The following is a 19,172-nucleotide window of genomic DNA, read 5'->3' on the forward strand; positions in this document are numbered from 1 at the left end:
GGAAAAAAACGATTCGGGAAGCCTGGGGGCCTGCAAACGAGCCGCCTCTGGGCTTTATCCTTCCAGAGTCATTCAATCGATATGGGAAAATTATTACCCCTGTTGGCGGTGGTACTGGCTACCACCGCCTCGGCCCAGACACTGGACCGCACGTTTCAACCCGTGGGCGTGTATGCCCCCGCGGGCATTCAGTACGCCCTGCAGCTTACGGATGGGTCGCGGGTGTTTGCCGGCGGCATCATCCGGGGCGAAGGCCAGCCCGTCGGCGGCCTGTTTCGCTACACGCCCGCCGGGCAGCCCGACAACACGTTCAATGCCAACGCCCGCGTGAGCATCGCGCAGGCGCAGGGCGGTGATTTTATGCAGCTGGCCGAGGCGCCGGGCGGCAAGCTGGTGGTCATGTTCTGGGCCAGCATCATCCGGCTGAACGCCGACGGCACCCGCGACCAGGGCTTCCCGACGCTCAGCATCGGCAGCTACGCCCCCGTCCTGCTGCGCACCCTGCTGGTGCAGCCCGATGGCAAAATCGTGGTCGGCGGCGCGTTTACGCAGGTGGGCAGCCGCCCGCTCAGGCGCCTGGCCCGGTTTCTGGCCGATGGCACCGAGGACGTGGCCTTTACCACCGCGCTGGGCACCGGCTTCGACGCGGGCGACATCACGGTGCTGGCCCGGCAGCCCGACGGCAAGCTGCTGGTCGGCGGCTCGTTCGGGGCCGTCAACGGGCAGGCGCGGCCGGGACTGGTGCGCCTGGAAGCCAGCGGCGCCCCCGACAATAGCTTCGGGCCCCCGATCAAGCCAGCCGCTGAAGTAGGCTACCTGGCCGTGCAGCCCGACGGCAACATCCTGGCCGCCTCGGGGCCCAACTACTCGGGCGGCCTGCTGACGGGCGGCAGCGCCGAGTTGGTGCGCCTGACCGCCGCCGGCCAGCCCGATGCCACCTTTGTCACCACGCTACGGCCCAGAGGCGGCACGTTCGGGCACACGGGCGTGGTGGGCGTGCAGGCCGACGGGCGCATCGTATTCCAGGGCGGCACCGGCCCCAACGCCTTCGTCACCCGCCTGCTCGCCAACGGGACGGCAGACCCCGCCTGGACGCAACCGGCTTATAATCCAGTATCGGCCGCGGTAAACGCGGGGTCGGTGCAGCTGCTGCCCACCGGGCAGGTGCTGCTGGGCGGCAGTCTGCCCCAGTTTGGCGCCGCCTGGGAACGGCGCGCCAACGTGACCCTGCTCAACGCCGACGGCAGCTACAACGCCGCCTTCGCCCCGCACCTGCTGACCCTGGGGCAGATCAACGATGCGGTGGTGCAGCCCGACGGCCGCATTCTGATTGCCGGTACCTTCTCCGAGCTGAACGACCGGCCGGCCCTGGGCCTGGCCCGCCTGTTGCCCACCGGCGCCGTCGACACGGTATTCACCAACCGCAGCCGCCTGTACGGCAGCGGCACCCTCACCGGCATCGAAGGCTACCGGGTAGCCCTGCAGGCCGACGGCAACGTGCTGGTGGCCGGCAATTTCAACCAGGTGAACGGGCAGGCGCGGCCGAGCCTGGCCCGCCTGCTGCCTGGTGGGGGCCTCGACAATAGCTTCGCGCCTTCCGTGACGGGGCCCTCCGGCCAGTGGATAGGGCTGGTGGTGCAGCCCGATGGCCGCATCCTCGCCTCGGGGCTCCCCAACAACCTGATGCGGCTGCGGCCCACCGGCGCGCCGGACGCTTCCTTCGCGCCGGCCGTGAGCTACTGGACGGAAATGCCCGATCCGCTGCTGCTGCCCGATGGCACAATGCTGGTGGTGGACAATACGCTGACGGTGCGCAAGCTGCAAGCCACCGGGGCCAACGACCCCGCGTTCGGGGGCATTCCGGGCAGCGGCGCGGCGGGTACCTTCTACGTCCGCACGCTGGTGCGCTACCCCGATGGCCGTCTGCTGGCTGGCGGCTACGGCCTGCCGCCCGGCGGCTCGGGCAACGCCGCCGTGGCCCGGTTCTCGGCCACCGGCGCCCCCGATGCCTCGTTCACCGCCACGCTCCCGGCCAATTCGGCCCCGATTTCGCAGCTAGTGCTGCAGCCCGATGGGAAAGTGCTGGCCCTGCAGGGCGAAACCGGCACCACGCTGCGCCTGCTGCCCGGCGGCCAGCCCGACCCCAGCTACGACCCCGCCCGGCTGCCGCAGTACAACACCCGCAAACTGGTGCTGCAGCCCGACGGGGCGCTGCTGGCAGTGGGTGCCTTCGAGCACCAGGGCTACTTCAGCATTGCCCGCTACACCGGCCTCGTGACGGCGACGAACACGGCCCGGACGCTGCCCCGGCCCGCCGTGTGGCCCAACCCGACCCGCGGACAGCTGCACCTGCGGCCGAACGCGCCCGCCCGCACGATTACCCTGCTGGACTTGGCCGGGCGCGTGGTGCAGACGCAGGCCGCCACGGCCGCGGCTGAGCAGACGCTGGACGTGCGCCAGCAGCCCGCTGGGGCGTACCTGCTGCGCGTGGAGTACGCCCAGGGCGCAACGGCCACGCAGCGCGTGGTGGTGGAGTAAGAATGGGGCAGGAGGGTGTGGGGGTGGGAGTTCAGGAGGTTTTAAACCAACAACTCCTAAACTCCTACCCTCACACCCTCCTACCCCTTACCTTTGCCCGCAGCGCTTCATCAACCCGATTTTCAGCATGAACCAATACGACGTTACCGTCATCGGCTCCGGCCCCGGCGGCTACGTGGCGGCCATCCGCTGCGCCCAGCTCGGCTTCAAAACGGCCATCATCGAGAAATACGACACGCTCGGCGGTACCTGCCTGAACGTGGGCTGCATTCCCTCGAAGGCCCTACTCGACAGCACCGAGCACTTCCACAATGCCGGCCACACCTTCAAGGAGCACGGCATCGAGCTGAGCGACCTGCAGATCAACATGAACCAGCTCATCGACCGCAAAAACGGGGTGGTGAAGGCCAATGTCGACGGCATCCAGTTCCTGATGAAGAAAAACAAAATCGACGTCATCAAGGGCGTCGGTTCGTTTGTCGACGCCACCCACATCAGCATCACCCCGCGCGAAGGCGGCGAGGCCCAGCAGATCGAAACGAAGAACGTCATCATTGCCACCGGCTCCAAGCCCACGGTGCTGCCGTTCATCGCCCAGGACAAGGAGCGCATCATCACCAGCACCGAGGCCCTGAACATCCGCGAAGTGCCCAAGCACATGATTGTCATCGGCGGTGGCGTCATCGGCCTGGAAATGGCCTCCGTGTACGCCCGCCTCGGCGCCAAGGTGTCGGTGGTGGAGTTCATGGACTCGCTCATCCCGACCATGGACCGCGGCCTGGGCAAGGAGCTCAAGCGCATCCTGGGCAAAATCGGCATCGAGTTCTTCCTCTCGCACAAAGTCACCGGCGCCACCCGCGAGGGCGACACCGTGACCGTGACGGCTACCAACCCCAAGGGCGAGGAAGTGAAGTTTGAGGGCGACTACTGCCTGGTGGCCGTGGGCCGCGTGCCCTACACCGCGGGCCTGAACCTGGAAGCCGCCGGCGTGCAGATGGAAGAGCGCGGCCGCATCAAGGTCGATGAGCACCTGCAAACCAACGTGCCCGGCATCTACGCCATCGGCGACGTGATTCGCGGCGCCATGCTGGCCCACAAGGCCGAAGAAGAAGGCGTGTTCGTGGCCGAGCGCATTGCCGGCCAGAAGCCGCACGTGAACTACCTGCTCATCCCCGGCGTGGTGTACACCTGGCCCGAAGTGGCCGGCGTGGGCTACACCGAAGAGCAGCTCAAGGAGCAGGGCAAAGCCTACAAAACCGGCTCCTTCCCCTTCCGCGCCTCGGGCCGCGCCCGCGCCAGCATGGACCTCGACGGCTTCGTGAAGGTGCTGGCCGACAAGGAAACCGACGAAATCCTGGGCGTGCACATGATCGGCCCGCGCATCGCCGACCTGATTGCCGAAGCCGTGACGGCCATGGAATTCCGCGCCTCCGCCGAGGACGTGGCCCGCATGAGCCACGCCCACCCCACCTACGCCGAAGCCATGAAGGAAGCCTGCCTGGCCGCCACGGAGAACCGGGCGATTCATATGTAATTCCTCCGGCTGAAAAGCAAAACGCAAAAGCGGCTGAAGCTCCCCGAGCTTCAGCCGCTTTTGCGTTTTGCTAATTCCTGAATTAGAGGGCTAGCCCGCCCGTGTCGGAGCCTCAAATTCTACCTCAATACTATGTACAGCCTTTTTCTTCCATGTTTTGCTGAGCGAGGGCGTAACGGGAGATAATTCGTATTCAGCACCAGCATCCGTCGTCTTTTCAATCGTAAAACTCACTTTTACCTTAAACCCGGTTGATGTCACGGTTTTATTGTCAATGGCAGATAATTCTTTGTAAGAATTCATAATTGCTTTGACCAGAGCATCTTTTACCGGGGTCGGAGTGAGGGCGCTTTTGTGATTTAAGGCGAAAGTATAAGTCACCTCGCTTGATTCGGCCTTGCTCCATTTTCGGCCAAACTTGAATAGGAGAATCTGCACTCCCGCTCCATTTTCTCTGGTATTTTCGGTTTCAAGCGTTACGCTTACTTTTTTGGGAACCGGAAAAGATTCTTGAAGTTGTATTTCCTGCAACGCCTCCGTCACTTCTTTGAGGATGCTGTTCACCGGGGCTGACTTTTGCTGGGCCTGAGCACTGACACTCGCTAGGATTGCGGCGAACAGCAGAAGGGGGCGTAAATGTTTTTTCATGGCGAGAGTGGGTTGTTGAAATAGAAGCAAGGTTTTACACAAACCCCGCTCGCCACAACGTGGCGGGCGGGGCTCCTTTCCAGCAGCAAGGCCGAAGCTTACGCCCGCAACTTAGCCCGGTGCGAGGCAATACCGGCTTTAATGGTAGTGAGCAGCGCCACCTAGGCAGCGTTTTGCTCGTTGGCCACGTCGGCGAGGCACTCCTTGAGGCCGGTGGCTTGGCGGGCGCGCTTCTGCAGGCGTTTTTTCTGCACGTTCAGCGCCGCCAGCGCGTCGGTGGGGTTTCGCGGGTGGCCTCGGCAAGGGCGGCGGCCAGGATGGATTCGGCGGTGGTGGTTTTGGCGTTGACCACGGCCAGCGGCCGGTAGAGCGGCTACTTTTTCAGCACGTCTTTTGGCTCGCGCAGTTTAAAGCGCTTGTCCGACTGCACGAACTCGCGCATCATGGCCGCGTGGCCGGCGCCCACCAGCACGAGCACCCGGTCGTCGGTGGGGGCGGTGAGCTTCTGCACCAAGGCGTACATGTACAGGTTGCGCCGGTACCACTCCGACACCAGGTAGGCACCCGCGAAGTTATCGGGGCTGCCGGCGCGGTTGAACAGCTCGAGGTAGGAGCCTTTGTTGATGGCCAGGCTTTGCGGCGAGTTGAAGTCGAGCAGCAACTGCGTGAGGGTAAGCGTTTCGAGTTTCTGGTTCTGCTCGGCCGTTATGGCCTGGAACAGGTCGTTCATTTGTTTCTGCAGGTCCTCCTGCCGGGCCGCTTGCATGGCTTTCTGCACGCTGTCAAACGGGAAAGCCGTTCTGGTGTAATCCAGCGCATGGATGCGGGGGAGGCCAGCCTTTTTGCCAGCCCGGAAAGCCAGCTGGAATATCTCGTTCCTGAGGTAGAAGTTCTGGCTCTTCGCGGGGTATTTGCCCTTCACGTAGCCCTCAAACTTGCCGCCGAGGTAGGCTTGGTAGAGCTCGTCCAGTTCGGGCTGGGCGTCGTAGGACCATTCCACGAATATCTTTTTGGGCTGAAAGGCCTTGATGTTGTCCGTTATGGCTTCTAGCTCGGCCTGCGGCTTGGCGGCCATTACATCGAAGGTTTTGGTCTTGACGATGTCGGCGCCGGGGTTGTGAAAGTGGAAGGTGCCCAGCAGCAGCAGCTCGGCGGGCTTGCTTTGGGCGGTGGCCCCGAGGCCCAGCAGCAGGCCGCTAATCAGGAGCAGAAGGTGTTTCATAGCGTTGAGCAACAGCAGGCCGCAAGGTAGAGCCACTTTGGCAGGTATTTGATTGCCAGTAGGTCGCATGATGATGTGGTTCAACACTCGGTGCCGCCGACGCGCATGGCCGCGCTGGTGGTCGAACCTCACCACCTGGGAGTCAGAGTTGCCAGGACTGGACTTGGTGTGATTGTCGCCAACACGGACTTCGACGGCTTCGTGAAGGTGCTGGCCGACCAGGAAGCCGACGAAATTCTGGGCGTACACATGGTCGGCCCGCGCGCATCACCGAAGCCGTGACGGCCACCGCGCCTCTGACGAGGACGGGCCCGCAGGAGCGCTTGTTCTGTGCGGGGCGGTACAGCGGCCAGATGGTCCCACGCGTTGAGCAGCCAGCCCGGCTAACCCCGCACCTCGTCCTACTATCCTTACTTTGCCGGAACGCCTTCCGGTTGGCCGGATGGTTTTTCCCGCCTCCGCCGTATGCCCGCTCCCGACCCGCTCCACTTCGCCAACGCCGCCGCCACGGTGCAGGCCGACCCCGAGGGCTTCGCGCTGATGCGCTGGCAGCCCGGCCCGCGCCACCTCGCCGACTACCAGGAGGCCCTGAACGCGCTGCTGCGCATCATCCGCAGCCTGGGCACGGGCAAGGCCCTGGTGGATTTGCGACGGATGGCGCCGCTGAGTGCCGCGGAGCAGCAGTGGGTGGCCGCGCACTGGCTGCCGCGGGCCGTGGTGCAGGGCAACTACCGCTACGGGGCCGTGCTCGACACCCCTGCCACGGCCGCCTGGCTGCGTGAGGAAGACAAGCCCCTGCTGGCCTGGCCCCTGGCGCCCACCTACGCCCGCTTCGCCGACGAGGCGGCGGCCCGGGCCTGGCTGCGGCAGCAAATCGTGGTCGGCTCGCACATCTGAGGTGGCCCGGCGGGGCCGGGACACAACCTTCGGCCCCGCGCCTGCGAATACCGGAGTCCCGACCAGTGCCTTCGCCCCAGGCGGCGCGGTGCCGGCCCCTTACTCCGTACGGCTATGGGCAAGAAGCACAAAAAGAACAAGAAGGACAGCGTATCGGACAACCTGCTCGACGCCACGGCGCTTTCCATCAAGAAGTACCGCAAGGTCACCAACGAAATTGCCAAGCTCAGCCCCCTGCAGAAGCTGGTGGGCGGGCTGGCGGTAGCGGCGGCGGGTTATTACTACCTCAAAAACCTGCAGAACGACGACTGGCGCAACTCGCCGGTGGCGGGCCTGCTGCCGCTGCCCTGGCTGCCCGCGCCCCGGCACCCGGCCTACCGGGAAGCCGACATCGAAGACGCCGACGCGGAGCCCGTACCGACGCCGCGTCCGCACAAGGGCCATAAAGCGCGTAAACCCGGCAAGCACCCTCACGACTTCGGCAAAAAAACCGCCGCCAGTCCCGACGACGAGTAGGGCCGGGGCGCCGGCTGCCGGGTTGGAAAAGCCGGCCCATGTTAAGAATGAGCCTGGCGGCAACCTTCCGCCGGGCAGTTGCGCATACTCTCTTTCCAGCCCACGCCACCTGGGCTCCTCTTTCCACATTCAAGCACCTGCGTTATGAACAAGAAGAAAAACAAGGCCGGTAAGAAGAACAAGTCCCTGCTCAGCGGCGCGGCCAAGTCGTTGCGCAAGCTGAGCACCACGAAGAAGGTGGTGGGCGGCTCGGCCCTGCTGGCCCTGGGCCTGGGCTACCTGGCGCAGCGCCGCGGCCTCTTCGGCGCCTTCGGTAGCGGCGACACCGACGCCAACACGGGCGAAAGCCTGAGCGCTATGGAAGGGGCCAGCCTCTGACCCCCAGCCGGCGGCCAGCGGCGGCCGCACCCGGCCGCAGCCAGGGCCGCCCGGCGAAAAGCAGCCCGCGCCTGACGCCCCGCCCGCGTCGGCTGCGGGCTGTTTGTGGGCGTGGTTAGGGTGGTAGTCACCGGCTTTTGCGCCCGTTGGTCATGGGTAGTGTCGTCGGGTCGGAGCCGATTGGGCGGCGGAAAGACTGATTTGCTATAAAAAGTTCAGCCGCGCCCATATAAAATTCGCTGGAACTGATCCTTTTAGGGTAGTTCGTAGTTACAGGCATATGTCAACTCCCAACAGACGCCCCCGTGGGGCAAAAGCCGCCGAACCGGCCCCGATGGTTACCCTCTCGCACGCCGAGCACATGGAGAAGCTCCAGGCGCGCGAACAGGGCAAAACCGTGATGTACAAGCAGGACGCTTGGGGCCACATCGAAACCCGGTTTGTCCGTACCCAGAACGTAAAAGCCTGGGAAGCCAAAGGATTTGTGGTGCGTTAGCCGCCACGCTATACCGACTTGCACTAGTTGTAATTGCCCAGGGCCTTGCTCTGGGCAATTGTGTTTGGGGCCCGCCTACTGCGCCCGCGGCGGGCATTGCCGGGCCGGGCAGGCCACAAACGCCCGGGCCGGCAAACCGCCGGGCCCGTCGTCGATGCTGAACCGGACGGGCAGCGGCAGGTGGTAATAATCGGGCCGCAGCCGCGGAGCCACCACCACGACGGGCGTTTCCTGGTCGATGGGGGTGTCGCCGTAATCCTGCTCGTAGTGCAGCAGGGGAACATCCCAGGGCTTGGCGGGCGGGGGGCCGTGGCGGCGCACCCGGTAGCCGACGCGCAGGCACACCAAGCCGGCGGGGCGCACCGTGCGCCGGGCGTACCAGGCGGGGCGCTGAGTTTCGCGCAGCTCCTCCAGCCAGCCTTCCGTGATTTCGATGCTGTAGGCCCCGTAACGGACGCTGCGGGGCGTCACCAGCACGGTATCGAGCAGCACCCCGGCCGCCCGGGCTTCGGCGGCACTGGCGCAGGCCAGTATTTGGGGCTCTTCTTCATGCGCGAGGTGGCTGCCCAGCACGGCCAGGGCGTAGAGCAGGGCGCCCAGCACGTTGTAGAGGCAGAAGATACCGAAGGGCAGGGCCAGAAACCACCACAGGGGCCGGCCGGATTCAGGGGCGTTGGACATGGGCGCAGTAGTCAGCAGAAAACCTGGGCCAAAGGTGCCCGCCTGGTCGGCGCCCGCGCTTGATAAATGTCAATTTCCACTGCCGACGCCAGAAGCACGAACCGTCCCCGCAGCAAGCTGCGGGGGCGGTTCGGCGTGTGAGTATGGGGAGTGGCTTGCGGGGCTACGTCATAGGCAGAGCGTTGTAAAGAATACCGTCAGTTGCAAGGGCAGAACCGAGCTTATCAACCGCGTTTGGGTTCGTAGTGCTGCACCACGATGCCGCAGGCAAAGGTCTGGGCGCGCACCAGCGTCAGGGACTGGGCACCGGTCAGCTCGCCGAAAATGGACAGCCCGCGCCCGATGGCCACCGGGTTGACGAACAGGTGGTACTCGTCGATGAGCCCGTGGCGGATGAGGGCCGAGACGAACGTGGCGCCGCCGTAGGCAATGATGTCGCCGCCGGGCTGCTGCTTGAGCCGGGTGACTTCGGCCACCAGCTCGCCCCGGGCCAGCTCGGTGTCGGGCCAGTCGGCGTGGGTGAGCGTGCGGGTGAATACGACTTTAGGCGTGTCGGTGAACGTGCGGCCCGCCGCGGCATCGGGATTGGCATCATCGGCCGCCACCGCGGCCCAGTGTGGAATAAAGCCCTGAGCCAGCTTGCGGCCGAGCACAATACAGTCGACGGGCGCGGTCAGGGCTATGACGTACTGCTCCAGGGCGTCGTCCCAGGGGCAGGTCAGCCAGTCCATTTCGCCGTTGGGGCCGCCGATAAATCCGTCGACGGTCATCTGCACCTGCAGCTTTAGTTTTCTCATCGGGAGTAGGGGTAATTACTGGTGGTAGGGCCGGAGCCAAGTAAGGTAAGCCGACGGCATTTTCGGCCGCCGGCCGTTACGCCCGGGCTTCGGCCGGGGCAGCAGCCTCGGGCTGCTGCACGAAGCTGGGGTCCATGTAGAGGATATTCCAGAGGTGGCCGTCGAGGTCCTCGAAATTGCGGGCGTACATGAATTCCGCGCCGTGTTCATCATCCGGCAGCGACCGGGCCCCGCCACCCAGGGCCGCGTCGACGAGGCGGTCGACCTCGGTGCGGCTGTCGACCGAGAGGCAGATGATGGCTTCGTTGGCCTGGCGGGCGTCGGTAACGGCTTTCGGGGTGAACGTCTGGAAGAAGGATTCTACTAGCAGCATCACGTAGATGTCGTCGCTGACGACCATGCAGGTGGCTTTTTCGTCGGTGAACTGCGGGTTGAACTGGTAGCCGAGGCGGGTGAAAAACGCCACGGAGGCGTTCAGGTCGCGGACGGGCAGGTTGACAAAGATTTTAGTTGCCATGGTCGTGGGGTTAAGTGGTTATATGGCAAAAATACGGCGTCAAGCAGCCCTGCGGGCAGGCTGAATGCGACAACCTGCGGGGTGGTTTGCGACAAAATTTTTAGCAATTCGGGGTGCGGATTAGGGTTGATGAGTCGGCAGCCGGCGGGGCTGCCGCATCCGCGCTAGAAGGCGTGGGGATAGGGGATAAAAGAACGTCATGCTCCATCTGGTGTCCGCCTGTCGAAGCATCTCTACCGCTTCGTGTGCACGAAACCGTTCGGTAGAGATGCTTCGACTGCGCTCAGCATGACGTTCTTTTACAGCGGCCTTGCGCTTAGACGGCCGGTGCCGCCGGTGCGGCCCAGCGCTTCTGCCGCCACTGCTGCCGCTCCTCGGTGCTTAAAAACGTCCAGGCCACGAAGCGGCTCACCTTGTGGCCCTGCGCCATCGATACGGTGCGCACGTCGGTGGCCCCGAGCTTCTGCAGCGACTTGTAGAGGCCCGGCAGCGTGTCCTTTTTCGATACCAGCGTGGTAAACCAGTAGCAGTTGGGGCGCAGGTGGGCGCTTTCCTCGGCCATGCGCCAGAGAAAGGTGGCCTCGCCGCCGGGCGTCCAGAGCTCATGGGCCTGGCCGCCGAAGTTCAGCGCCGGTGCTGCCCCGCGGCCGGTGCCCAGGTTGCGCGTTTTGCGCTGGCTGGCCGCTTCGGCCTCGGCCGCCGAGGCGTGGAAGGGCGGGTTGCACAACGTCAGGTCGAAGTGCTCCGAGGGCTTCACCACGCCGCTGAAGATGTCGGTGGCGTGGGGCTGCAGGCGGATATCCACCACGCCGCTGAGGGCGCGGTTAGCCGCCACGATCTGCCGGGCCACGCGCACGGCCAGCGGGTCCACCTCGGTGCCCACGAAGCGCCAGCCGTACTCGTGGTGGCCGATGATGGGGTAGATGCAGTTGGCGCCCACGCCCACGTCGAGCACCCGGATGCCCTTGCCGCGCGGCACCGCGCCCGCGTTGTCGACGGCCAGCAGGTCGGCCAGGTAGTGCAGGTAGTCGGCGCGGCCGGGAATGGGCGGGGTGAGGTAGCCGGCCGGCACGTCCCAGTGGTCGATGCCATAAAACTGGCGCAGCAGGGCCTGGTTGAGGGCTTTCACGGCGGCCGGATCGGCAAAGTCCACGCTGGCCTCGCCGTGGGCCACCGGCGTCACGAAGGGCGCCAGCGCGGGCGAGGCCGCCACCAGCTGCGCAAAATCGTAGCGGCCGCGGTGACGGTTGCGCGGGTGCAGGCCGTCCTTATCGGCGGGGGAGGGGGCAGAAGCTGGCAGCATAGGGCGGGCGCAAAAAAGGAGGAATGAATGGCCGGCGCCGGTCCGAAAGCCGGGGCGCCGGGCGCAAAGCTAGCCAGCCCGTCGCCGAGGTGCGCGCCGTGGCCCCGGCGGGCAGCCCCGGACGGCTGCAGCCGCCGCCCCGGTGCTCCGCCGGGGCCGGCCGCGTGGGGGCTCAGACCTTGATTTTGATGCTGAGCTGCTTGGCGGCATAGGCCTGCAGGGCCCGCAGCTCCTGGTCGATGCGGGCGCGCCAGGCGGCCTGCCGGCTGCGGTCGGCGTACACCTCGCTGTCGTACTGGTCCTGCAGGGTCTGGCACTCCGTCATTACCTGCTGGTAGAGCGCGTCCTGGCGGCGCGTCAGCTCCCGGGTATCGGGCGTCTGCTCCTGAAAGCGCCTGGTCAGCTGGCGGGCGTACACCTCGCTGATGTCGAAATGCAGCTGCTCGTGGGCCAGGGTCTGCTCCGCGTCGCGGGTGCCCTTGAAGTAGGAGTTCTGGCAGTCGAAGTAGGTTTCGATGCTGAGCTGCACCGCGCCGGTGTAGAGGCGGCCGGCATAGTGGTAGCGGATGCCGCTGTTGGTGGCCGCTTCGAAGGGGCGGTTGGCCGGGCTGCCCTTGAAGTCGGCGCGCCGCAGGGGGCGCAGCGGGTGCCACAGCAGCTCCTTCTCGTAGGGCGTCACGTCGGCCACGCGCAGGGCCCGGGCGCGCAGGCGGTGGCAGGTGCTGCCCAGGGGGCTGGGCGGGCGGTGCTCGTCGATGCGCAGCACGTTGGCCCCGAGCTGCCGCGCCCGGGCGCTGGCCAGCGCCACCACGGTTTCGTACTCGCAGTCGACGGAAAGGCCCGCGTCCCTGATCTGAATGGTGCCCAGCTCCTGGGCGGGCGCCTCGAAGGGCTCGGTTGCCTTCACCACCACGAAGCCTTCCTGCTCGGGCAGGGCCTGGGCCGCGGGGGCGGTGGTTTTCACTACTACGCTCGGGGCGCAGGCCGGCAGGCTCAGGGTGAGCCAGACAGCGGCGGCAATGCGTTTCATAGAAGGATAGACGAAGACCGCGGAGCCGCGCAGAGCAGCTGAAATCAGCCCGCCCGGCCCCAGGTTGGGGTGGAGTATTCCCGCAAAGTTCGCAAAAAACCGGCAGCCCCTGCGCGGTGGGCGGCATAACCGCTACGTCAGGCTAAGCGCAGTCGAAGCGCAGGAAGGCGTAGCCAAGCAGCACTACCGCTTCGCCTGCATCCTCACCAGCCCGGGGGGCAACCTCTGGGCAATCGATGATCGGGCCACCCGCACCCGAGGCGCAACGTCGGCGCGCGAAAGGCCTCGGCTGCGCGCGACACGACGGCCTGACCAGGCTTGCGCCCCGAAAATTTCGGATGGCTCTGCTGAACCCCAGTAACATCGAAAGGGCTGCTCCACGCCGGGGCAGCCCTTTCGAAATGCTAATTGCCGCGGCGGCTTACTTCATAAAGCGACGCGTTACGGTCTGCCCACCCTTGCCCGTCACCGTCAGCGTGTACACGCCGGCCGGCAGCCTGGTCACGTCCAGCGTGCCGGCTGCCCCGAGCGCACCGCTGGCCACGGGCTGGCCGTAGTGGTTCAGGATGCGGTACTGCGCGCCGGTCAGCGGGGCATCGGTGCGCAGGTGCAGCTGGTCCACGGCCGGGTTGGGGTAGAGCACGGCCGTCTGCAGGCTGCCCGCCGGCTCGGCCTTGTCGGGCCGGGCCAGGGTGGCCGCGGCCGTTTCGCGGGCGGCGTTGCGGGTGAGGCGCACCCAGTTCAGGTTCCAGCCGCCCGACTGGGCGTAAATGCCGAAGTTGTAGGTGCCCGCGTTGAGCGTGACGGTGCGCGAGACGGTGGTCCAGGTCTGCCAGCCGCCGGTGCCGGGAATGGCGGTGTTGCCCAGCTGAATCGAGCCCGCGTTCAGATCGGCCGAGATGGTGCCGCCGCCGGCCCCGCTGGCCACCCGGTATTCGATGGTATACGAGCCGGTGGTGGGGATGCTGATGCCGTTCCACACCAGGTAGTCGCCCGCGTCCACGTAGCCCATGTTCTGGCCGCCGCCAGCGTCGGTGCAGGTTTCCACCGTCATGCCGTTGTTCACGTTGGCGGCTTCGGCCTGCAGCGTCAGGCTGAAGCCCGCCGAGGCCGCGCGCACCCGCAGCGAGGTGGCTTTGTCGTTCCAGTTGCCGGTGCCCAGCGGGTTATTTACCAGGCAGCCGTTGCCGGCGCTGCCCACGGTCAGGGCGCTGCCGCTGAAGTTGTCGTTTTCGTAGAGCACCACTTCGTAGCCGCTGTTCACCTTCAGCGAGGACACGTCGTCGTTCAGGATGCCGCGGCTCTGCAGGGCGGCCAGGTTGTAGTCGCCCACCGGCAGGGCCGTGGCGGTGCCCAGGTAGTTGCAGTCCTTATACATCGTAGCCACGCCCGCCACCGGCGGCTGCCCGATGCCCACGAAGCCCCCGAACGTGGCCACCACCTTGGTCGGCTGGGGCGTGTGCAGGGTGGAGGACTGGTCGTTCACGTCGTCGTAGGCGAAGCCGTAGCCCAGGTTATCCACGCTGATGCCGCCCTGGTGCCAGAAGCGGGCGTAGTAGTTGGCCGGCCCGGTCAGGTAGTACTGGCTGGCGTTGTACCAGTTCTGCTGGCCCGGGTTGGCGGCCGTGCTCACCACGTGGCGGTTGATGGCCGCGCACAGCTGCGACTGCACCACCAGGTCACAGTCCCCGTCGCCCACGCGGTTGTCGAGGGCGCCCTTGCCTTCCAGCACTTCCTGCGTCGTGGGCTTGCGCGCCACGATGCCCGTACGCCCCGCAAAGGCCCCCGACTGGCCCACCACCGTCAGCCGCCCGTTGCTGATGCGGCCTTTGAACACGCCCGCGTCGCCGGCGTAGAAAATCAGGTCCTCGTTCACGTACTTGTTCCAGATGGCGTCGATGTACGGGCCGAAGTAGTTCACGTAGGCCCCGCCCGTCTGAAACGGCGCCGACTTGCCCGGGCAGGTGATGGTGCCGAGCGTGGCGTTGCGCAGGCCCTGAAACTCCGTCGGGGCGAAGCTCTGGTAGGCCGCCAGGATGTCGGCGTGGCTTTTCAGCTCGCCGGCACGCTTGTAGAAGCCGTTGCCCCACAGCTCCAGGCCCATCGGGTAGTGGTAGGAGTCCACCCGCGTGGTGTTGCCGAAGAAGCCGTACTGGTTGTTGGTCAGCTCGATGAACTCGTAGCGGATGCCCTTGTTCGGGTCGTTCGGGTTTTGAAAATCCGGCGCGGCGTAGCCCGAGGGCGCCCCGGAGGCCCCAAAGAAATACAGGTACAATTGCTGGCCCTGCGCAATGAACACCCGGCAGCCCGCAATGTAGGGCAGGGTAAACGTCTTGTTCGGAATGCTGCTCAGCCGCGTGAAGCAGGCCGCGTACTTCGAGTTCTGCCCCGGCCCGGTGTTGCCGTTGTAAGTCGGCCCGGTCACGGTGTTGTACGAGGCGGCCATGGGCAGCACCTGTCCGTTGGCGGCGTTGATCCACACGTGGTTGCCGGCCCCGTCGATGCCCACGATGGCCACGTACAGGTCAGCGTCGGCGTAGGGCGAGTTGTTGGCAATGGTAAACGGAATGCTGCCCTGGGCCCGGGCGCCGAGCGGCCCGAGCAGGGCCGTGAGCAGCACAGTCAGCACTGACAAAAGGGTAATTCTTTTCATGGGGAGTTGGTTGTGGTGGGAAATGGTAGGAAGCACGCCCGATGCGCCGCAGCAGCACCGGGAAAAGCAGGCGCACACCGGCCTCCCGGCCATAGCGGCGGGGCGGTGACAGAATCGGCGGAAACGGCGGGGCAGCGGGGCGCCAACGGGGCGCCGGGGGCGGGCAAACCAGCGGCCGGCCCGGGCTGCGGCGCCTAAGCTAATGGGCTTTTACCCGGAAATAAAAATGGCGTTACGGGCCCTGGCAGCCGGCTGCAGCCGCCGCTGCACGCTTAGCGCACACGCGGCCGGGCGGCTGCCAGGCCCCGCCTTTTTCATCCGGTTCCCCGTTCTTTCTGGTCGGCGGGCGGGCCGCGGCCGCTTCGGCCGCCGGTTACGCCACACGCCCGCAGCGGATAAAAAACAATCGGCCGGGCTGATTTTTTTTGCACTTACCCCAGCCGGCTGGTACGGCTCCGGGGCCGCCGCGGCCCGGCCGCCCCGCGCGGCGGCCTTTTCCGTAGCTTGCCCGCCTATGACGACCACCTACATTGCCCTGCTGCGCGGCATCAACGTGGGCGGGCACCGCGTGAGCATGGACGCGCTGCGCCAGCACTTTGCCGCCCTCGGCCTGCAGCGCGTGCGCAGCTACATTCAGACCGGCAACGTGTTCTTCGACGCCCCCGCCGACCTCGACCGCGCCCCGCTCACGGCCCGCATCGAGCAGCACCTGCAGCAGGCCCTGGGCTACCCGGTGCCCACCTTCCTGCGCACCACCGACGAGCTGGCCCACTTGCTGGCCGGGCAGCCCTTCGGCCCCGAGCCGGCCCCCGATACCCAGCGCCGCTGCCTGATGCTGCTGGCCCAGCCCGCCCCCGCCGGCCTCGCGCTGCCGCTCCGCTCACCCCGGGGCGAGTACGAAATCGTCCACCTCACCGGGCAGGAGGCCTTCGTGGTGTGGCACCTGCAGGACGGCCGCGCGCCCTCGTCCACCGCCTTTCTCGACAAAACCCTGGGCCGGCTCACCACCACGCGCTTCGTGCACACGGCCGCCAAAATCCTGGAAGCCGCCCGGCAGTAGCCCCGGCCCCCGGCCCCCGCGCCAGAAGCGAGGGGAGCCCCGGCGGCACGGAATTTCACTGAGCGCTGCTCAGCAAACGCAAAACCGGCCCGCGGCTCCAAAGAGCGGCGGGCCGGTTTTATTGGGGGCTTGACGTCCGGCTTCTCCTGCTCCGCGGAAGCCAGGGAGCGGGAGGGGTGGCCTACTCTGCGGCGGGAGCCGCCGGGGCTGCCGGAGCGGCCGGCGGGGCCGGCGCTTCGTAGCGGCGCACGCCCGTGGCGTTCAGGCCCTTGGGGCCGCGCATCACTTCAAAGGTCACTTTGTCGCCCTCGCGCACCTTGTCGATCAGCTCGTTGATGTGCACGAAGATGCTGTCCTGGCTTTGCTGGTCTTTGATGAAGCCGTAGCCCTTGGCCGTGTTGAAGTTGGTGATGATGCCGGTGCGCACCGACGAGCCCGAGGCGTCGTCGTCGTCGCGGCGGCGGGCACCGAGCTGGATGTCGTCCAGGCTGATTTCCTCCCGCTTCTTGTTGGGGTCGGGCGGGGTGGAGGTGATGTTGCCGAACTCGTCGACGTAAGCCATCATGTCTTCCAGGTTCTGGCCTTTTTTGGCGTTGGCCTGACGCTCCTCGCGGCGGCCTTCCTTTTCCTGGCGCTTTTTCTGGCGTTTCTTCTCGTTCTCGCGTTTGTTAAATCCTTCTTGTCCTTTTGCCATGATTTAGTGCAGGGAATGAATGCTGCCGGGCCGCGTAGCAACCGCGGGCCGCCGGCAGACGGATGAAGATAGGGCAAAAAACAATTGCCACCTTGTAATAGCGCGCAAAGCCCCTCACTTTGTTCCCCGCTGCCGCCACTATCTCGCCTCCGATGAAACAAACTCTGCCCCTGCTGACTGCGCTGACCCTCAGTCTGCTGGCCGGCGCGGCCCGGGCCCAGGTGCCCGCCCTGCCCCCGCCCGCCGACAGTGCCACCTTCCTGCTGCACAAGTTTGAGCAGCGCATCGGCAAGGAAACCTACCGCCTCACCCGCTCGGCCCGGCAGCTCACCTACGACGTGCAGTTTCGCTTCGTCGACCGCGGCACGCCGGTGCCGCTGCGGGCGCGCCTCACGCTCACGCCCGGCGGCGAGCCGCTGGGCCTGGTGGCCAAGGGCAATACCTCCCGCTTTTCCACCATCAACGACTCGCTGCAGGTGCTCGACGGGGGCACGCGCCTGCGCGTCCAGCACGCCCAGGGCCAGGCTGTAACCGACCTCAAGCTCAACCCTGGCGCCGCCCACTTTCCCGCCGCCGGCTACGCGCCCGCCACCGGGCAGTGGCTGCTGCTGCGCTACTGGCAGCAGCACGGCCGCCCCGCCACGCTGCCCCTGCTGCCCACCGGCGCGGTGCGCATCCGCGAGGACGGCCACGACACGCTCAGCTTCGAGAACCGGCCCCTGGTGCTTACGCGCTACGTGCTCAAGGGCCTGGTGTGGGGCAACGAGCTGCTCTGGACCGACCCCGAGGGCCGCCTCGCCTGCATCATCACTAACGACGCCGAGGGCGACAAAATCGAGATGCTGCGCCAGCCCTACGCGGCCCTGCTGCCCACGCTCATTGCCCGCGCCGCCACCCACGGCATGCGCCTCTTCGCCGCCGAAATGGCCGCCGGCCCGGTGCCCGGCTCCGCCCCTGGCGCCGCCAAACCGGCCAACCCCGCCGTGCTGGCCATCGTCGGCGGCACCGTTATCGACGTGGTGCGGGGTATTTCGCTGCCCCGCGCCACGGTGCTGGTGGAGGGCGGCCAGATTACCCGCGTCGGGCCCGCCGACAAGGTGCGCGTGCCCCGGCAGGCCCGGGTCATTCCGGCCGAGGGCAAAACCATCGTGCCGGGCCTCTGGGATATGCACGCCCACTTTCAGCAGGCCGAATGGGGGCCGGCCTACCTGGCCGCCGGCGTCACCACCGTGCGCGACTGCGGCAACGAGTTCAGCTACATTAACGCCATCGAGCAGGCCATCAACTCGGGCCGCGGTGTGGGCCCGCGCATCCTCAAGGCCGGCATCATCGACGGGGACGGCAAGCGCCCCCTGGGCATCGTGCGGGCCAACTCGGCCGCCGAAGCCGCCCAGGTGGTGCAGCGCTACAAAGCCGCCGGCTTCCAGCAGATCAAGCTCTACAGCTCCCTGCGCCCCGAGGTGGTGCAGGCCATCTGCCAGGAAGCGCACCGGCAGGGCCTCAGCGTCACCGGCCACATCCCCGACGGCATGACGGCCCTGCAGGGCATTGCGGCGGGCATGGACCAGATCAACCACCTGCCCTTCGTGGCGCAGCTCTTCACCACCCGCCCCGACCGCACCCTGGTGCTCGACGACACCACCGCCACCCGCGTCATCGGCTTCCTGCAGCGGCACCGCACCGTCGTCGACCCCACCCTCGGCGTCTACGAACTCACCGCCCGCAGCACCCAGGACGACATCACGGCCATCGAGCCCGACTTCCAGCGCCTGCCCCAGCCTCTACAAACGCTGTTTCAGAGCATGGGCACCACCCCCGAGCGCGCCGCCCAGGCCCGGCCCATCCTCGCCAGCTTCGGCCAGCTCACCCGCCGCCTCCACGACGCGGGCATCCCCATCGTGGCCGGCACCGACATGGGCTTTCCCGGCAGCAGCCTTGCCCGCGAGCTGGAGCTCTACGTGCAGGCCGGCCTGACGCCCCTGCAGGCCCTGCAGTGCGCCACCATCACCCCCGCCCGCGTCATGCAGCAGGCGCAGCGCACGGGCTCCATCGAAGCCGGTAAGCAGGCCGACCTCGTCATCCTCGACGGCAACCCGCTGCAGCAAATCCGCAACGTCCGGCGCGTCCGGCTCGTCATCAAGGACGGCCAAGTGTACGAGCCGGCGCGCATGCGGAAGCTGGCGGATTTTGGGGGGTGAGCAAGGAACG

17 protein-coding genes and 1 pseudogene are annotated in these 19,172 nt (G+C 66.5%); 9 read left to right on the plus strand and 9 right to left on the minus strand.

Annotated elements, in window-relative coordinates; genetic code table 11:
- Window positions 1-81: 81 nt before the first annotated feature.
- Entirely contained in the window at window positions 82-2,538 is a 2,457-nt protein-coding gene (locus DLM85_RS09010) for a T9SS type A sorting domain-containing protein (protein WP_111477779.1), read from the plus strand.
- 127 nt (window positions 2,539-2,665) lie between these two features.
- Window positions 2,666-4,072 carry a dihydrolipoyl dehydrogenase gene (gene lpdA / locus DLM85_RS09015; protein ID WP_111477780.1) on the plus strand — a complete coding sequence of 469 codons (1,407 nt, stop codon included), beginning with the start codon at window positions 2,666-2,668 and terminating at the stop codon, window positions 4,070-4,072.
- 90 nt (window positions 4,073-4,162) lie between these two features.
- Here the strand turns inward: lpdA and DLM85_RS25045 are convergent, their stop codons facing one another.
- Complete coding sequence (locus DLM85_RS25045; protein ID WP_133256983.1) at window positions 4,163-4,720, minus strand: hypothetical protein; 558 nt, start codon at window positions 4,718-4,720, stop codon at window positions 4,163-4,165.
- Window positions 4,721-5,093: 373 nt separating this feature from the next.
- On the minus strand, window positions 5,094-5,942 hold the full coding sequence (locus DLM85_RS09020; protein WP_111477781.1) for a DUF5694 domain-containing protein: 849 nt from the start codon (window positions 5,940-5,942) through the stop codon (window positions 5,094-5,096).
- A gap of 177 nt (window positions 5,943-6,119) precedes the next feature.
- Between DLM85_RS09020 and DLM85_RS25945 the strand changes: the two are divergent.
- The 5 genes and pseudogenes from DLM85_RS25945 to DLM85_RS25425 form a co-directional block, all read left to right on the plus strand.
- Window positions 6,120-6,212: pseudogene (locus DLM85_RS25945) on the plus strand (hypothetical protein); the annotation flags it as partial.
- Between the two features lie 195 nt (window positions 6,213-6,407).
- Window positions 6,408-6,839, plus strand: a complete 432-nt coding sequence (locus DLM85_RS09030) for a hypothetical protein (protein ID WP_111477783.1) — start codon at window positions 6,408-6,410, stop codon at window positions 6,837-6,839.
- 114 nt (window positions 6,840-6,953) lie between these two features.
- On the plus strand, window positions 6,954-7,355 hold the full coding sequence (locus DLM85_RS09035; RefSeq protein ID WP_111477784.1) for a hypothetical protein: 402 nt from the start codon (window positions 6,954-6,956) through the stop codon (window positions 7,353-7,355).
- 144 nt (window positions 7,356-7,499) lie between these two features.
- A complete protein-coding gene (locus DLM85_RS09040; protein ID WP_111477785.1) occupies window positions 7,500-7,733 on the plus strand; it encodes a hypothetical protein in 234 nt (77 codons plus the stop codon).
- Window positions 7,734-8,067: 334 nt separating this feature from the next.
- Entirely contained in the window at window positions 8,068-8,229 is a 162-nt protein-coding gene (locus tag DLM85_RS25425) for a hypothetical protein (protein WP_165822070.1), read from the plus strand.
- A 75-nt stretch (window positions 8,230-8,304) separates the two neighbouring features.
- Here DLM85_RS25425 and DLM85_RS09045 read toward each other — a convergent pair whose 3' ends face one another.
- The 6 genes from DLM85_RS09045 to DLM85_RS09070 all read right to left on the minus strand — a co-directional run bounded on the left by DLM85_RS09045 (window position 8,305) and on the right by DLM85_RS09070 (window position 15,210).
- Window positions 8,305-8,910, minus strand: coding sequence for a hypothetical protein (locus DLM85_RS09045; protein ID WP_111477786.1), 606 nt, complete (start codon window positions 8,908-8,910; stop codon window positions 8,305-8,307).
- A gap of 224 nt (window positions 8,911-9,134) precedes the next feature.
- Window positions 9,135-9,707 (minus strand): dihydrofolate reductase family protein, encoded by a 573-nt coding sequence (locus tag DLM85_RS09050; RefSeq protein ID WP_111477787.1) that lies wholly within the window; start codon window positions 9,705-9,707, stop codon window positions 9,135-9,137.
- Window positions 9,708-9,783: 76 nt separating this feature from the next.
- Window positions 9,784-10,224, minus strand: coding sequence for a VOC family protein (locus DLM85_RS09055; protein WP_111477788.1), 441 nt, complete (start codon window positions 10,222-10,224; stop codon window positions 9,784-9,786).
- A 316-nt stretch (window positions 10,225-10,540) separates the two neighbouring features.
- Window positions 10,541-11,527 carry a 23S rRNA (adenine(1618)-N(6))-methyltransferase RlmF gene (rlmF, locus tag DLM85_RS09060; RefSeq protein WP_111477789.1) on the minus strand — a complete coding sequence of 329 codons (987 nt, stop codon included), beginning with the start codon at window positions 11,525-11,527 and terminating at the stop codon, window positions 10,541-10,543.
- A gap of 172 nt (window positions 11,528-11,699) precedes the next feature.
- Window positions 11,700-12,557, minus strand: coding sequence for a DUF922 domain-containing protein (locus tag DLM85_RS09065; RefSeq protein WP_111477790.1), 858 nt, complete (start codon window positions 12,555-12,557; stop codon window positions 11,700-11,702).
- 421 nt (window positions 12,558-12,978) lie between these two features.
- On the minus strand, window positions 12,979-15,210 hold the full coding sequence (locus DLM85_RS09070; protein WP_111477791.1) for a beta-1,3-glucanase family protein: 2,232 nt from the start codon (window positions 15,208-15,210) through the stop codon (window positions 12,979-12,981).
- 514 nt (window positions 15,211-15,724) lie between these two features.
- On the opposite strand from DLM85_RS09070, the gene DLM85_RS09075 reads away from it, so the two are divergent.
- Window positions 15,725-16,270 (plus strand): DUF1697 domain-containing protein, encoded by a 546-nt coding sequence (locus tag DLM85_RS09075; protein WP_111477792.1) that lies wholly within the window; start codon window positions 15,725-15,727, stop codon window positions 16,268-16,270.
- 181 nt (window positions 16,271-16,451) lie between these two features.
- Here the strand turns inward: DLM85_RS09075 and DLM85_RS09080 are convergent, their stop codons facing one another.
- On the minus strand, window positions 16,452-16,964 hold the full coding sequence (locus DLM85_RS09080; protein ID WP_111477793.1) for a cold-shock protein: 513 nt from the start codon (window positions 16,962-16,964) through the stop codon (window positions 16,452-16,454).
- Window positions 16,965-17,116: 152 nt separating this feature from the next.
- Between DLM85_RS09080 and DLM85_RS09085 the strand changes: the two genes are divergently transcribed.
- Window positions 17,117-19,162, plus strand: a complete 2,046-nt coding sequence (locus DLM85_RS09085) for an amidohydrolase family protein (protein WP_111477794.1) — start codon at window positions 17,117-17,119, stop codon at window positions 19,160-19,162.
- Window positions 19,163-19,172: the final 10 nt, after the last annotated feature.

It is taken from the genome of Hymenobacter edaphi, from assembly GCF_003258365.1.
Classification (GTDB): domain Bacteria; phylum Bacteroidota; class Bacteroidia; order Cytophagales; family Hymenobacteraceae; genus Solirubrum; species Solirubrum edaphi.